The 15721-nt window shown below is 69.3% G+C and carries 10 protein-coding genes; all 10 read left to right on the top strand.

Translation table 11 applies throughout. The annotated features are described in order from the left end of the window. Nucleotides 1–268 precede the first annotated feature (268 nt). Nucleotides 269–3775 (top strand): DNA-directed RNA polymerase subunit beta, encoded by a 3507-nt coding sequence (gene rpoB, locus GXP71_RS11430; RefSeq protein WP_124344658.1) that lies wholly within the window; start codon nt 269–271, stop codon nt 3773–3775. Nucleotides 3776–3887: 112 nt separating this feature from the next. After that, nucleotides 3888–7757, top strand: coding sequence for a DNA-directed RNA polymerase subunit beta' (locus GXP71_RS11425; protein WP_124343744.1), 3870 nt, complete (start codon nt 3888–3890; stop codon nt 7755–7757). Between the two features lie 476 nt (nt 7758–8233). After that, nucleotides 8234–8605, top strand: coding sequence for a 30S ribosomal protein S12 (gene rpsL, locus GXP71_RS11420; protein WP_013770160.1), 372 nt, complete (start codon nt 8234–8236; stop codon nt 8603–8605). Beyond that, nucleotides 8605–9075, top strand: a complete 471-nt coding sequence (gene rpsG / locus GXP71_RS11415) for a 30S ribosomal protein S7 (RefSeq protein ID WP_013770161.1) — start codon at nt 8605–8607, stop codon at nt 9073–9075. Before rpsL ends, rpsG begins: the two co-directional genes overlap by 1 nt. A gap of 93 nt (nt 9076–9168) precedes the next feature. Continuing rightward, nucleotides 9169–11271, top strand: a complete 2103-nt coding sequence (gene fusA / locus GXP71_RS11410) for an elongation factor G (RefSeq protein ID WP_162352744.1) — start codon at nt 9169–9171, stop codon at nt 11269–11271. Nucleotides 11272–11393: 122 nt separating this feature from the next. After that, nucleotides 11394–12587: an elongation factor Tu gene (gene tuf / locus GXP71_RS11405; protein WP_013770163.1), complete on the top strand. Its 1194-nt coding sequence runs from the start codon at nt 11394–11396 to the stop codon at nt 12585–12587. Between the two features lie 166 nt (nt 12588–12753). Next, nucleotides 12754–13602, top strand: coding sequence for a cell wall-active antibiotics response protein (locus GXP71_RS11400; protein ID WP_162352743.1), 849 nt, complete (start codon nt 12754–12756; stop codon nt 13600–13602). 149 nt (nt 13603–13751) lie between these two features. Next, nucleotides 13752–14378 carry a hypothetical protein gene (locus tag GXP71_RS11395; RefSeq protein ID WP_162352742.1) on the top strand — a complete coding sequence of 209 codons (627 nt, stop codon included), beginning with the start codon at nt 13752–13754 and terminating at the stop codon, nt 14376–14378. 348 nt (nt 14379–14726) lie between these two features. Beyond that, the gene (rpsJ, locus tag GXP71_RS11390; RefSeq protein WP_013117879.1) at nt 14727–15035 is read left to right on the top strand and encodes a 30S ribosomal protein S10; all 309 of its coding nucleotides are present in this window, start codon (nt 14727–14729) and stop codon (nt 15033–15035) included. Nucleotides 15036–15057: 22 nt separating this feature from the next. Then, nucleotides 15058–15717, top strand: coding sequence for a 50S ribosomal protein L3 (gene rplC / locus GXP71_RS11385; protein ID WP_124342367.1), 660 nt, complete (start codon nt 15058–15060; stop codon nt 15715–15717). Nucleotides 15718–15721: the final 4 nt, after the last annotated feature.

Genomic DNA, 15721 nt, shown 5'->3' with positions numbered 1-15721 from the left:
CAGCGTGGTCGTCGACGCGGGCGAGTCGCCCGCGTGAGCGAGAAGCCGGGACGGCGTCGACGACGACGCGGGACCCGGCCGACGCCGGGTGGACTTTCCCATGCCGGTTGAGTATGCTAGCGCTTTGCGCTGGCCTGTGCCCGCGATCCCGTATAACCCGAGCAGTGGACGTCGTACGTGCGCGACGGTTCCGCAGCTCGCACGGCCGGGGGATCGCGCCCCGCCTGACCTGCGCAGCGTGCACACGATCCGCAGGGAAGGACCCCTCTTGGCTGCCTCGCGCACCCCTTCTGCACCGACCGCTGACGCCATCGCGAACCGCACCGCATCCCGTCGTATCTCCTTCGCCAAGATCCACGAGCCGCTCGAGGTCCCCGACCTGCTCGGCCTGCAGACCGAGAGCTTCGACTGGCTGCTGGGCAACGAGCGCTGGCAGGCCCGCGTGGCCGCCGCGCTGGAGAACGGTCGTCAGGACGTCCCCGAGACCGCCGGTCTCGAGGAGATCTTCGAGGAGATCTCGCCGATCGAGGACTTCGGCGGCTCCATGTCCCTCTCGTTCCGCGAGCACCGCTTCGAGCCGCCGAAGTACACGGCCGAGGAGTGCAAGGAGAAGGACTTCACGTACGCCGCGCCTCTGTTCGTCACCGCGGAGTTCGTCAACTACACGACCGGTGAGATCAAGAGCCAGACTGTCTTCATGGGCGACTTCCCGCTCATGACCGAGCGCGGCACGTTCATCATCAACGGCACCGAGCGCGTCGTCGTCTCGCAGCTCGTCCGCTCGCCGGGCGTCTACTTCGAGCGCCAGGCGGACAAGACGTCCGACAAGGACATCCTCACCGCCAAGGTCATCCCGAGCCGTGGTGCGTGGCTCGAGTTCGAGATCGACAAGCGCGACAACGTCGGCGTCCGCGTCGACCGCAAGCGCAAGCAGAACGCGACCGTCCTGCTCAAGGCGCTCGGCATGTCCGAGGCGGAGATCCGCGAGGAGTTCGCGGCGTACCCGGCCGTCATCGAGACGCTCGAGAAGGACCACGTCCAGACGCAGGACGAGGCGCTGCTCGACCTCTACCGCAAGATCCGCCCGGGCGAGCCGCCGACCGTCGAGGCCGGCCGCGCGCTCATCGAGAACTTCTACTTCAACCCGAAGCGCTACGACCTCGCGAAGGTCGGCCGCTACAAGCTGAACAAGAAGCTCGGCCAGGACGCGCCCCTCGCGGACTCCGTCCTGTCGCTCGCGGACGTCGTCGCGACGATCAAGTACCTCGCGTCGCTGCACATCGACCTGCAGACGCTGCCCGGCACGCGTGCCGGCGAGGCGATCGACGTGCGCGTCGAGACCGACGACATCGACCACTTCGGCAACCGTCGCATCCGTGCGGTCGGCGAGCTCATCCAGAACCAGGTCCGCACGGGCCTGTCCCGGATGGAGCGCGTCGTGCGCGAGCGCATGACGACGCAGGACGTCGAGGCGATCACGCCGCAGACGCTGATCAACATCCGCCCCGTCGTGGCCTCCATCAAGGAGTTCTTCGGGACGAGCCAGCTGTCGCAGTTCATGGACCAGAACAACCCGCTCGCGGGCCTGACGCACAAGCGTCGTCTGTCGGCCCTCGGCCCGGGTGGTCTGTCGCGCGACCGCGCCGGCATGGAGGTCCGTGACGTCCACCCGTCGCACTACGGCCGCATGTGCCCGATCGAGACCCCTGAGGGTCCGAACATCGGTCTGATCGGCTCGCTCGCGTCGTTCGGGCGGATCAACCCGTTCGGCTTCGTCGAGACGCCGTACCGCAAGGTCGTCGACGGCCGCGTCACGGACGAGGTGCACTACCTCACCGCCGACGACGAGGACCGCCACGTCATCGCGCAGGCCAACGCGCCGCTCGAGGCCGACGGCACGTTCGAGGAGGACCGCGTCCTCGTCCGCGTCAAGGGTGGCGAGATCGAGTACGTCACCGGCGAGAACATCGACTACATGGACGTCTCCCCGCGCCAGATGGTGTCGGTCGCGACGGCCCTGATCCCGTTCCTCGAGCACGACGACGCGAACCGCGCCCTCATGGGTGCGAACATGCAGCGCCAGGCCGTGCCGCTGGTCCGCTCCGAGGCGCCGCTCGTCGGCACCGGCATGGAGCGTCGTGCGGCGGTCGACGCGGGCGACGTCATCGTCGCGACGAAGCCGGGTGTCGTCACCGAGGTGTCGGCCGACCTCATCGTCGTCGCCAACGACGACGCGACCACGTCGACGTACCGCGTGGCGAAGTTCCGCCGCTCGAACCAGGGCACGTCCTACAACCAGCGCGTGCTGGTCGAGCAGGGCGCGCGCGTCGAGGTCAACTCGGTGCTCGCCGACGGCCCGGCGACGGACGAGGGCGAGCTCGCGCTCGGCCGCAACCTGCTCGTCGCGTTCATGTCGTGGGAGGGCCACAACTACGAGGACGCGATCATCCTGTCGCAGCGCCTCGTGCAGGACGACGTCCTGTCCTCGATCCACATCGAGGAGCACGAGGTCGACGCCCGCGACACGAAGCTCGGCCCCGAGGAGATCACGCGGGACATCCCGAACGTCTCCGAGGAGGTCCTTGCGGACCTGGACGAGCGCGGCATCATCCGCATCGGTGCCGAGGTCGCGGCCGGCGACATCCTCGTCGGCAAGGTCACCCCGAAGGGTGAGACCGAGCTGACCCCCGAGGAGCGCCTGCTCCGCGCGATCTTCGGCGAGAAGGCGCGCGAGGTCCGCGACACGTCGCTCAAGGTGCCCCACGGCGAGTCCGGCACGGTCATCGAGGTGCGCACGTTCAGCCGTGAGGACGGCGACGAGCTGCCCGCCGGCGTGAACGAGCTGGTCCGCGTGTACATCGCGCAGCGCCGCAAGATCACGGACGGCGACAAGCTCGCCGGCCGTCACGGCAACAAGGGCGTCATCTCGAAGATCCTCCCCGTCGAGGACATGCCGTTCCTCGCGGACGGCACGCCGGTCGACGTCGTGCTCAACCCGCTGGGTGTGCCCGGTCGTATGAACGTCGGGCAGGTCCTCGAGACGCACCTCGGGTGGGTCGCGAAGCAGGGCTGGGACATCGAGCTGGCCGAGGGCGACGTGCAGTGGAAGGAGGGCGTGCCCGCGGTCGCGGCCTCGTCCCCGGCCGGCAACCCGGTCGCCACGCCGGTCTTCGACGGTGTGCCGGAGGAGACCCTCACCGGTCTGCTCGGCTCGACGCTGCCCAACCGTGACGGCGACCGGATGGTCCAGCCCGACGGCAAGGCCCGGCTCTTCGACGGCCGCTCCGGCGAGCCGTTCCCGGACCCGGTCGCGGTCGGCTACATGTACATCCTCAAGCTGCACCACCTGGTCGACGACAAGATCCACGCGCGCTCGACCGGCCCGTACTCGATGATCACGCAGCAGCCGCTGGGTGGTAAGGCGCAGTTCGGTGGTCAGCGGTTCGGCGAGATGGAGGTGTGGGCCCTCGAGGCGTACGGCGCCGCCTACACGCTGCAGGAGCTCCTCACCATCAAGTCCGACGACGTGCCCGGCCGCGTCAAGGTGTACGAGGCGATCGTCAAGGGCGAGAACATCCCCGACTCGGGCATCCCGGAGTCCTTCAAGGTCCTCCTCAAGGAGATGCAGTCGCTCTGCCTGAACGTCGAGGTGCTGTCGTCCGACGGCGTCTCGATCGACATGAAGGAGAACGACGACGAGGTCTACCGCGCCGCGGAGGAGCTCGGCATCGACCTGTCGCGTCGCCCCAACGCCAGCAGCATCGAAGAGATCTGACGACGAGCCTGTCGCGGGCGGCCCCGCCGCCCGCGACAGCGCCCGCACCCCTTGCACGATTTCCGTCCGCCGGGCCTCACACGGACCCGGCAAGCGAAGGAAGTAGGACCCCTTGCTCGACGTCAACGTCTTCGACGAGCTGCGCATCGGCCTGGCCACGGCCGACGACATCCGTGCGTGGTCGCACGGTGAGGTGAAGAAGCCCGAGACCATCAACTACCGGACCCTGAAGCCGGAGAAGGATGGCCTGTTCTGCGAGAAGATCTTCGGTCCCACCCGGGACTGGGAGTGCTACTGCGGCAAGTACAAGCGCGTCCGCTTCAAGGGCATCATCTGCGAGCGCTGCGGTGTCGAGGTCACGCGCTCCAAGGTGCGCCGTGAGCGCATGGGTCACATCGAGCTCGCCGCCCCGGTGACGCACATCTGGTTCTTCAAGGGTGTGCCGTCGCGTCTGGGCTACCTGCTCGACCTGGCGCCCAAGGACCTCGAGAAGGTCATCTACTTCGCGGCCTACATGATCACGTGGGTCGACGAGGAGGGCCGGCACGAGGACCTCCCGAACCTCCAGAACGAGATCGACCTGGAGAAGAAGGAGATCGCGGACCGCCGCGACAACGACATCAACGCCCGCGCGCTCAAGCTCGAGACCGACCTGGCCGAGCTCGAGGCCGAGGGCGGCAAGGCCGACGCGCGCCGCAAGGTCCGCGACTCGGCCGAGCGTGAGATGGCCCAGATCCGCAAGCGTGCGGACGCGGACCTCGAGCGTCTCGAGAACGTGTGGGACCGCTTCAAGAACCTCAAGGTCGCGGACCTCGAGGGCGACGAGCTGCTCTACCGCCAGCTGCAGGACCGCTACGGCAACTACTTCGAGGGCTCGATGGGCGCCGCGGCGATCCAGAAGCGTCTCGAGGCGTTCGACCTCGAGGCGGAGTCCGACAACCTGCGCGAGATCATCAAGACGGGCAAGGGCCAGCGCAAGACGCGTGCCCTCAAGCGTCTGAAGGTCGTCAACGCGTTCCTCACGACGAACAACTCGCCGACGGGCATGGTCCTCGACGCGGTCCCGGTCATCCCGCCGGACCTGCGCCCGATGGTCCAGCTCGACGGCGGCCGCTTCGCCACGTCGGACCTGAACGACCTGTACCGCCGCGTCATCAACCGGAACAACCGCCTCAAGCGGCTCCTGGACCTGGGCGCGCCGGAGATCATCGTCAACAACGAGAAGCGGATGCTCCAGGAGGCCGTGGACTCGCTGTTCGACAACGGCCGTCGCGGTCGCCCGGTCACGGGCCCCGGCAACCGTCCGCTGAAGTCGATCTCCGACATGCTCAAGGGCAAGCAGGGCCGGTTCCGCCAGAACCTGCTCGGCAAGCGCGTCGACTACTCGGGCCGTTCGGTCATCGTCGTCGGCCCGCAGCTCAAGCTGCACCAGTGCGGCCTGCCCAAGCAGATGGCGCTCGAGCTCTTCAAGCCGTTCGTCATGAAGCGGCTCGTGGACCTCAACCACGCGCAGAACATCAAGTCGGCCAAGCGCATGGTCGAGCGCGCCCGCCCGGTCGTGTGGGACGTGCTCGAGGAGGTCATCACCGAGCACCCGGTGCTGCTGAACCGTGCGCCCACGCTGCACCGTCTGGGCATCCAGGCGTTCGAGCCGCAGCTCGTCGAGGGCAAGGCGATCCACCTGCACCCGCTCGTCTGCGCCGCGTTCAACGCGGACTTCGACGGTGACCAGATGGCCGTCCACCTGCCCCTGAGCGCGGAGGCGCAGGCCGAGGCCCGCATCCTCATGCTCTCGAGCAACAACATCCTGAAGCCGTCGGACGGCCGTCCGGTGACCATGCCCTCGCAGGACATGATCATCGGCCTGTACCACCTGACGTCGGACCGGCTCGAGGGTGCGGAGGGCGCCGGCCGCGCGTTCAGCTCGGTCTCCGAGGCGATCATGGCGTTCGACCAGGGGACGCTCGACCTCAACGCGGTCGTGAAGATCCGGTTCGACGACCTGGTGCTGTCCGAGGACGACGCCCCCGAGGGCTGGTCCGAGGGCGACACGCTGCTGTTCGAGACGACGCTCGGCCGTGCGCTCTTCAACGAGCTGCTGCCGGTCGACTACCCGTACGAGAACGGCGTGGTCGACAAGAAGCGCCTCTCGGCGATCGTCAACGACCTCGCCGAGCGCTACCCGAAGGTCGCCGTCGCGGCGTCCCTCGACGCGCTCAAGGAGGCCGGCTTCCGCTGGGCGACGCGCTCCGGCGTGACGATCTCGATCTCCGACGTCGCGACCCCGGCCGCGAAGAAGGACATCCTCGAGGAGCACGAGGCGCGGGCCGCCAAGGTCCAGGGCCAGTACGACAAGGGTCTGATCACGGACGACGAGCGCCGTCAGGAGCTCATCGAGATCTGGACCCAGGCCACGGACAAGGTCGCCAAGGCGATGCAGGAGAACTTCCCTGCCCGCAACACGGTGTACCGCATGGTCGGCTCGGGTGCGCGTGGCAACTGGATGCAGGTCCGCCAGATCGCGGGCATGCGTGGTCTGGTCGCCAACCCGAAGGGCGAGATCATCCCGCGCCCGATCAAGGCGAACTACCGCGAGGGCCTGTCCGTCCTCGAGTACTTCATCGCGACGCACGGTGCCCGCAAGGGTCTGGCGGACACCGCTCTGCGGACCGCCGACTCGGGCTACCTGACGCGTCGTCTGGTGGACGTCTCGCAGGACGTCATCGTCCGCGAGGAGGACTGCGGCACCGAGCGTGGCCTGACGATGCCGATCGGCGTCCCGGGAACGGACGGGCTGCGTCGTCACGACAAGGTCGAGACGAGCGTCTACTCGCGCACGCTGGCGACGGACATCGAGGTCGACGGCGAGCTCATCGGCCACGCCGGTGACGACGTCGGCGACGTCCTCCTGGACCGCCTGCTCGAGTCGGGCGTCGACACGCTCAAGGTGCGCTCCGTGCTCACCTGCGAGTCGCGCGTCGGCACGTGCGCGAAGTGCTACGGCCGTTCGCTCGCGACGGGCAAGCTCGTCGACATCGGCGAGGCCGTCGGCATCATCGCGGCGCAGTCGATCGGTGAGCCCGGCACCCAGCTGACGATGCGGACGTTCCACACCGGTGGTGTGGCCTCGGCCGACGACATCACGCAGGGTCTGCCGCGTGTCCAGGAGCTCTTCGAGGCCCGCACCCCCAAGGGTGAGGCGCCCATCGCGGAGTTCTCGGGCCGCATCGCGATCGAGGAGGGTGACCGCTCGCGGCGCATCGTCCTGACGCCGGACGACGGCTCGGAGGAGATCGCCTACCCGATCACGAAGCGCTCGCGCCTGCTGGTGAACGACGGAGACCACGTCGCGGTCGGCACGCAGCTGGTCCAGGGCGCCGTCGACCCCAAGAAGGTGCTGCGCATCCTCGGCCCGCGTGCCACGCAGAAGCACCTGGTCGACGAGGTGCAGGAGGTCTACCGCTCCCAGGGCGTGGACATCCACGACAAGCACATCGAGGTCATCGTGCGGCAGATGCTGCGGCGCGTGACGGTCCTCGACTCCGGCACCACGGACCTGCTGCCCGGCGAGCTCGCCGAGCGCGGCCGGTTCGAGGACGCGAACCGCAAGGCCGTGTCCGAGGGTGGTCAGCCGGCGTCGGGTCGTCCCGAGCTCATGGGCATCACGAAGGCGTCGCTCGCGACGGACTCGTGGCTGTCGGCGGCCTCCTTCCAGGAGACGACGCGCGTCCTCACCGAGGCCGCGATGTCGGGTCGTTCCGACCCGCTCCTGGGCCTCAAGGAGAACGTCATCCTCGGCAAGCTCATCCCCGCCGGCACGGGCCTGCCCCGCTACCGGAACATCACGGTGGAGCCGACCGAGGAGGCGAAGGCCGAGCTGTACCCGACCTTCGGCTACGACGAGATCGACTTCCCCGCCCTGGGCCTCGGCTCGGGCGAGGCGATCCCGCTCGAGGACATCGACTTCGGCGACTTCCGCTGAGGTCTCAGCCTCTCCGACCCGAGGGGGTCCGCCGTCCGCGGCGGGCCCCCTCGGGCGTCCTCGGCCGCCGGGCCGCGTCGTGCGGCGGGGGAGCACTCGGGATGAGCGCGCGCCGGTCCGCGGGTACCGTGGGCGGGTGAGCGCCGTCTCTTTGACGCTCCCGTGGGGGCCCAGGTAACGTAGGACACCGTGCCCGCGCCGTCGGGCCCTCATGCGTGCACTCGGACGTGCCCTCGCTGACGCGGGGTAGCGGGTCGGGAGCACCGGGTGGTTCCCCCTCCACCGCGTCACCTCCGTCACGGAACACCGGACGGGGAGCGCCGCGGAAGGCCGGGGCGACACGCCCGGGCGCGGGGGTCGGTGCGGGACTCGAGACCAGGGACGTAGTCGCGCGACGGGCGACGACCCCCGCACTTGCCGGCCGTCCAGGGTGACGGGTCCGGTCGACCAGAGCTCATCCAACAGACGGAGACGTAGTGCCTACGATCCAGCAGCTGGTCCGCAAGGGCCGGCAGGCGAAGACGAACAAGTCGAAGACGCCCGCCCTCAAGGGCTCCCCCCAGCGACGCGGTGTGTGCACCCGCGTCTACACCACGACCCCGAAGAAGCCGAACTCGGCCCTCCGCAAGGTGGCCCGCGTCCGTCTCTCGAGCCAGGTCGAGGTCACCGCGTACATCCCCGGTGTCGGCCACAACCTGCAGGAGCACTCGATCGTGCTCGTCCGCGGCGGCCGTGTGAAGGACCTCCCGGGTGTCCGGTACAAGATCGTCCGTGGTGCCCTCGACACGCAGGGCGTCAAGAACCGCAAGCAGGCGCGTAGCCGCTACGGCGCGAAGAAGGTGGGCTGATGCCTCGTAAGGGTCCGGCCCCGAAGCGGCCGCTGATCTCCGACCCGGTCTACGGGTCGCCGGTCGTCACGCAGCTGATCAACAAGGTCCTCCTCGACGGCAAGAAGTCCGTCGCGGAGTCGATCGTCTACGGCGCGCTCGAGGGCGTGCGCGAGAAGACGCAGGGCGACCCGGTCGTCGTGCTCAAGCGCGCGCTCGACAACGTGCGCCCCTCGCTCGAGGTCCGCTCGCGCCGCGTCGGCGGTGCCACGTACCAGGTCCCGGTCGAGGTGCGCCCCGTGCGCCAGACGACCCTGGCCCTGCGCTGGCTCACCGACTACTCGCGCGCCCGCCGCGAGAAGACGATGACCGAGCGCCTCATGAACGAGATCCTCGACGCCTCGAACGGCCTTGGTGCCGCGGTCAAGCGCCGCGAGGACATGCACAAGATGGCCGAGTCGAACAAGGCCTTCGCGCACTACCGCTGGTAATCCCAGCCGGTCGCCGCGCCCCGTCCGTGCTGCTCAGCATGCGCGGGCGGGGCGGCGGCACCACCACAAGCCAACCGACAAGGGGCAACTCACGTGGCACTGGACGTGCTCACGGACCTGACGAAGGTCCGCAACATCGGCATCATGGCGCACATCGATGCCGGCAAGACCACCACCACCGAGCGGATCCTGTTCTACACCGGGGTCAACTACAAGATCGGTGAGACGCACGACGGTGCGTCGACGATGGACTGGATGGAGCAGGAGCAGGAGCGCGGCATCACGATCACGTCCGCCGCGACGACCTGCTACTGGAAGAACAACCAGATCAACATCATCGACACGCCCGGCCACGTGGACTTCACGGTCGAGGTCGAGCGCTCGCTGCGCGTCCTCGACGGCGCGGTCGCCGTGTTCGACGGCAAGGAGGGCGTCGAGCCCCAGTCGGAGACGGTCTGGCGCCAGGCGGACAAGTACGACGTCCCCCGCATCTGCTTCGTCAACAAGATGGACAAGCTCGGCGCGGACTTCTACTTCACGGTGAAGACGATCGTCGACCGCCTCAAGGCGAAGCCGCTCGTCATCCAGCTGCCCATCGGCTCCGAGAACGACTTCATCGGTGTCGTGGACCTCGTCGAGATGCGCGCCCTGGTGTGGCGCGGCGAGACGGCCCTCGGCGAGAAGTACGAGATCGAGGAGATCCCGGCCGACCTGCAGGAGAAGGCGGAGGAGTACCGCGCCGCGCTCCTCGAGTCCGTCGCCGAGACCGACGACGAGCTGCTCGAGAAGTTCCTCGGTGGCGAGGAGCTCACGGTCGCCGAGATCAAGGCCGGCATCCGCAAGCTCACCGTCGCCTCGGAGGCCTACCCGGTCCTCTGCGGCTCGGCGTTCAAGAACAAGGGCGTCCAGCCCATGCTCGACGCCGTCATCGACTACCTGCCGACGCCGCTCGACGTGCCGGCCGTCCAGGGCCACGACGCCAAGGACGCCGAGATCGTCATCGAGCGTCACCCGGACGCGACCGAGCCGTTCTCGGCCCTCGCGTTCAAGGTCGCCGCGCACCCGTTCTTCGGCAAGCTGACCTACGTCCGGGTGTACTCGGGCAAGGTCTCGCAGGGCGCGCAGGTGCTCAACTCGACCAAGGGCAAGAAGGAGCGCATCGGGAAGCTCTTCCAGATGCACTCCAACAAGGAGAACCCGGTCGAGGACGCGACCGCGGGCCACATCTACGCGTTCATCGGCCTCAAGGACGTCACCACCGGTGACACCCTGACGGACCCCTCGGCGCCCGTGGTCCTCGAGTCGATGACCTTCCCGGAGCCCGTCATCGACGTGGCCATCGAGCCCAAGACGAAGGGTGACCAGGAGAAGCTCTCCACGGCCATCCAGAAGCTCGCCGAGGAGGACCCGACGTTCCGGGTCAAGCTCGACGAGGAGACCGGCCAGACCGTCATCGGCGGCATGGGCGAGCTCCACCTCGACATCCTCGTCGACCGCATGCGTCGCGAGTTCAAGGTCGAGGCGAACGTCGGCAAGCCGCAGGTCGCGTACCGCGAGACGATCCGCCGCTCGGTGGAGAAGATCGACTACACGCACAAGAAGCAGACCGGTGGCTCGGGCCAGTACGCGAAGGTCCAGATGACCTTCGAGCCGCTGGACCCCGCCGAGGGCGAGCTGTACGAGTTCGAGAACAAGGTCACCGGTGGCCGCATCCCGCGCGAGTACATCCCGTCGGTCGACGCCGGCATCCAGAGCGCGATGCAGCTCGGCGTACTCGCCGGCTTCCCGCTCGTGGGCGTCAAGGCGATCCTGCTCGACGGCGCGTCGCACGACGTCGACTCCTCGGAGATGGCGTTCAAGATCGCCGGCTCGATGATCCTCAAGGAAGCGGTCCGCAAGGCCGACCCGGTCCTCCTGGAGCCGGTCATGGCCGTCGAGGTCCGCACCCCCGAGGACTACATGGGTGACGTCATCGGCGACATCAACTCGCGCCGCGGCATGATCCAGTCCATGGAGGACGCGACGGGCGTGAAGGTGATCCGCGCCCAGGTTCCTCTCTCCGAGATGTTCGGGTACGTCGGTGACCTGCGGTCGAAGACCCAGGGTCGCGCGGTGTACTCGATGCAGTTCGACAGCTACGCCGAGGTTCCTCGGAACGTTGCCGACGAGATCATCAAGAAGACCCGGGGCGAGTAGTCCCACAGGTCGAACCCTGTAGTTCCATCACACAAACCGACCCGTAGGACCGCACGCCTCGCGTCTACCCTCCCGGTAGCCGCAGACGGGCACTCTCTACCAAGTCCTGAGGAGGACACCCAGTGGGCAAGGCGAAGTTCGAGCGGACCAAGCCGCACGTCAACATCGGGACCATCGGTCACGTCGACCACGGCAAGACGACGCTGACCGCCGCGATCTCGAAGGTGCTGCACGACAAGTACCCGGACCTGAACCCCTTCACGCCGTTCGACGAGATCGACAAGGCGCCGGAGGAGAAGCAGCGCGGTATCACGATCAACATCGCGCACGTCGAGTACCAGACGGAGAAGCGCCACTACGCGCACGTCGACGCGCCGGGTCACGCCGACTACATCAAGAACATGATCACGGGTGCGGCGCAGATGGACGGCGCCATCCTCGTGGTCGCCGCGACGGACGGCCCGATGGCCCAGACGCGTGAGCACGTCCTGCTCGCCCGTCAGGTCGGCGTGCCCTACCTGCTCGTGGCCCTGAACAAGTCCGACGTCGTCGACGACGAGGAGATCCTCGAGCTCGTCGAGGTCGAGGTGCGCGAGCTCCTCTCCTCGCAGGGCTTCGCGGGCGACGACGTGCCGGTCGTGCGCGTCTCCGGCCTCAAGGCCCTCGAGGGCGACCCGGTCTGGGTCAAGTCCGTCGAGGACCTGCTGGACGCGGTCGACGAGAACGTCCCGGACCCGGTCCGTGACATCGACAAGCCGTTCCTCATGCCGATCGAGGACGTCTTCACGATCACCGGTCGTGGCACCGTCGTCACCGGCCGTGTCGAGCGCGGTCAGCTCAAGGTGAACGAGGAGGTCGAGATCGTCGGTATCAAGGAGAAGGCGATCAAGACCACGGTCACCGGCGTCGAGATGTTCCGCAAGCTGCTCGACTACGCCGAGGCCGGCGAGAACGTCGGTCTGCTCCTGCGCGGCACGAAGCGCGAGGAGGTCGAGCGCGGCCAGGTCGTCGTGAAGCCGGGTTCGATCACCCCGCACACCGAGTTCGAGGGCCAGGTCTACATCCTGGCCAAGGACGAGGGCGGTCGTCACAACCCGTTCTACGGCAACTACCGTCCGCAGTTCTACTTCCGGACGACGGACGTCACCGGTGTCATCACGCTGCCCGAGGGCACCGAGATGGTCATGCCCGGTGACAACACCGAGATCCACGTGAACCTCATCCAGCCCATCGCCATGGAGGAGGGCCTCGGCTTCGCCATCCGCGAGGGTGGCCGCACCGTCGGCTCGGGCCGGGTCACGAAGATCCTCAAGTGATCACCGCCCTTCGGGGCTAGATCGCTCGCACGCAGGGCCCGGGAGCTTCGGCTCCCGGGCCCTGCGTCGTCCCCCCCGCCCGCACGGGACGGTGGCCGCCGGTTCCGCCGGGGGCGGTGCCGTCCCCGACGGGCGAGGCGGGCGGCGGCTCGGTACGGTCGCGGCCATGCCCTCGGACAGCGACCGACCCGAGCCAGGCCCGCAGCACCCGCAGCACCCGCAGGGTGGCCGGGCGGGCGCGCCAGGTGCCGTGGCCGGGGCCGTGCCGGACAGGCGTCCCGCTGGCGCCCGGTCCCCGGTCCCGCTCCGCACCTGGCTGCTGGTCGGTGGGGCGCTCGTCCTCGGGGCGCTCGTCCTGGTGGTGACGCAGGGCCCGCTGCGCTCCGCGCCGTGGCCGTGGAGCGGGCCGCTGGGGGGAACGGACGCGGACAGCACGGCGACCATGGCGCGAGGTGGCGCGGACTCGGCCCGCCTCGTCGTGACGGGCGACGTCGCGACGCTCACCGTGCGGGCCGACGCGCCGCGCGCGGACCTCGTCGTCGTGGAGCCGGCGGGGGCGGACCGGGCGGCAACCGTCGACGGTCCTGACGACGCCCCCGTGGTGAGCCTCGGCGGCGGCGCGGTGGTGGTCCGGGTCGCTGCGGACGTCCGCTGGGAGGTGGAGGTGCGCAGCGGCGCGTCGCGCGTCACGGTGGACCTCGCAGCGACGGAGGTCGACGGGGTGCTGCTGGCGTCGGGCGCCGACGCGATCGAGCTGAGGCTGCCCGATCCCGACCGCCAGGTCGTCGTGGACCAGCGGGCCGGCGCGGGCAGCCTGGTCGTGCGCGTACCGGAGCACACCGGCGTCCGCGCGGGCGTCACGTCGGGAGCAGGCTCTGCGACCGTCGACGGTGAGACGACCGACGGTCTCGGGGCAGGAGCCGAGGTCAGCACCGTCGGGTTCGACCCGGACGCGCCGCACTACGAGGTGCGGATCGGCGGAGGCGTGGGCTCGCTGACCGTCGAGCAGCGCTGACCCGGCGCGGACGACGGCTGACCCCGGCGCGGACGACAGACGACCCGGCCCCACGACTGCTGACCCGGCGCGAGCGCCGCGTCGGCCGGTCGGGTGGTGTGCGTCGCGGCACCGCCCGCGTGCGTCGCCGTCACCCTAGGCTCCCGCGCATGACCCTCCCGCCCGCGGTGCGCCGGCTCGCCGATGTCGCGACCGACGCGGCGCGTGCGGTCGTCGCGGACCGGGTCGCGCCGACGCTCCCCGTCGGTCACCCGTGGCGGTCGTGGTCGGGCCTCGACGCCGGAGGTCCGCGACCGTGGCCTTCCGCCATGGCGTCGCCGGCGTGCCTCGTGCAGGTCGCCGCCCCCGTCGGGCCGGCCCTCGACGTCTTCGCCGGCGTGGCCGCGGCGGCCGGGCTGCGGGTCGAGCGGGTCGTCGGGGCGGGCGGCGTCCCGGTGTGCACGGTCCGCGGGCAGCACGCGTCGGCGGGAGACATGGTCGGGGAGGTCGCGCTCGCCGCCGTGCTCGCGGCCGAGCCGTCCGTGCCGTTCGTCGCGACGGCGGTGCACGTGCGCGGGCACGCGGTCGACGGCTCCGCGTGCGTCCTGCGCGTCGAGGTCGAGGACCACGACGCCGAGCGGGACGGCTTCCGGCGGCGGTTCGTCGAGGTGCTCGAGCGGTTCGTCGCGGAGTCGGCGACCCACGGGGTGCGGGTCGAGGTGGCGCCGTGGGAGGACCGGCGTCCGCCGACGGTCGTGCACGTCGGCCGGCGCTCCCGCGGACCGGTCCCGGGCTGAGGGCCGGCGCTCTCGCGCGGGCGGCCCAGGCCGCACGGCGGTCGTCAGGCGGTCGTGGAGTGGTTGTGGGGGAGCGCACAGCGGGGCGGGATTGGAGTATCCGCGGTCCGTCTGGCAGACTAGTCAAGTTGCCCGCTGGGGGTGGTGTGCCTACGTGCGCCCGACCGGCTGGGCAGGCAGACGTGGAGAGCGTCCGGACCCCGGGGTCACCCGGCGGTGGACGCTCGACTACAACCACCGACCTCGTGCCGGGAACGGTACGCAGCGCAGAGGAATGTCGCCTGAAGCGACACGCCCGAGCGCGGGGGTCGGACGGACCGGTTCGAAGAGAGAGAAGTAGACGACGCCATGGCGGGACAGAAGATCCGCATCCGGCTCAAGTCCTACGACCACGAGGTCATCGACAGCTCGGCGCGCAAGATCGTCGACACGGTGACTCGCGCTGGTGCGTCGGTCGTGGGTCCGGTGCCGCTGCCGACGGAGAAGAACGTCTTCTGCGTCATCCGGTCGCCCCACAAGTACAAGGACAGCCGCGAGCACTTCGAGATGCGCACGCACAAGCGGCTCATCGACATCATCGACCCCACGCCGAAGGCCGTCGACTCGCTCATGCGTCTCGACCTGCCGGCGGACGTGAACATCGAGATCAAGCTCTGACGCTGGGAAGGAACTGATCTTCATGGTTACCCAGCAGAACGCGCGCCCCGTCACGGCGCTGCTCGGCACCAAGCTCGGCATGACGCAGCTCTGGGACGACAACGGTCGTCTCGTGCCCGTCACCGTGGTTGCGGTCGGCACCAACGTCGTGACGCAGGTCCGCTCCGCTGAGACCGACGGTTACGCCGCTGTGCAGCTCGCCTTCGGCGAGGTCAAGCCGACCAAGGTCACCAAGCCGCTCAAGGGCCACTTCGAGAAGGCCGGCGTGACGCCGCGCCGGCACGTGGCCGAGATCCGCACGTCGGACGCCGCCGAGTTCACGCTCGGCCAGGAGCTCACCGCCGCCCTCTTCGAGGCCGGCCAGCTCGTCGACGTCGTCGGGACGACCAAGGGCAAGGGCACCGCCGGTGTCATGAAGCGCCACGGCTTCGCCGGCGTGAGCGCGTCCCACGGTTCGCACCGCAACCACCGCAAGCCCGGCTCGATCGGTGGCGCGTCGACGCCGTCGCGTGTCTTCAAGGGCCTGCGCATGGCCGGTCGGATGGGCAACGCCCGTCAGACCACCCAGAACCTGACCGTGCACGCGGTCGACGCCGAGCGGGGCCTCCTGCTCGTCAAGGGTGCCGTCCCCGGCCCCAAGGGTGGCGTCGTCGTCGTGCGTTCCGCTGTGAAGGGTGCGTGACCTC

The sequence above is a fragment of the Cellulomonas sp. H30R-01 genome, from assembly GCF_010119915.1.
In the GTDB taxonomy this organism is placed as follows: domain Bacteria; phylum Actinomycetota; class Actinomycetes; order Actinomycetales; family Cellulomonadaceae; genus Cellulomonas; species Cellulomonas algicola.
Note: the sequence above shows the minus strand (reverse complement) of the source record. Positions and strands in the feature narration are given on the sequence as shown.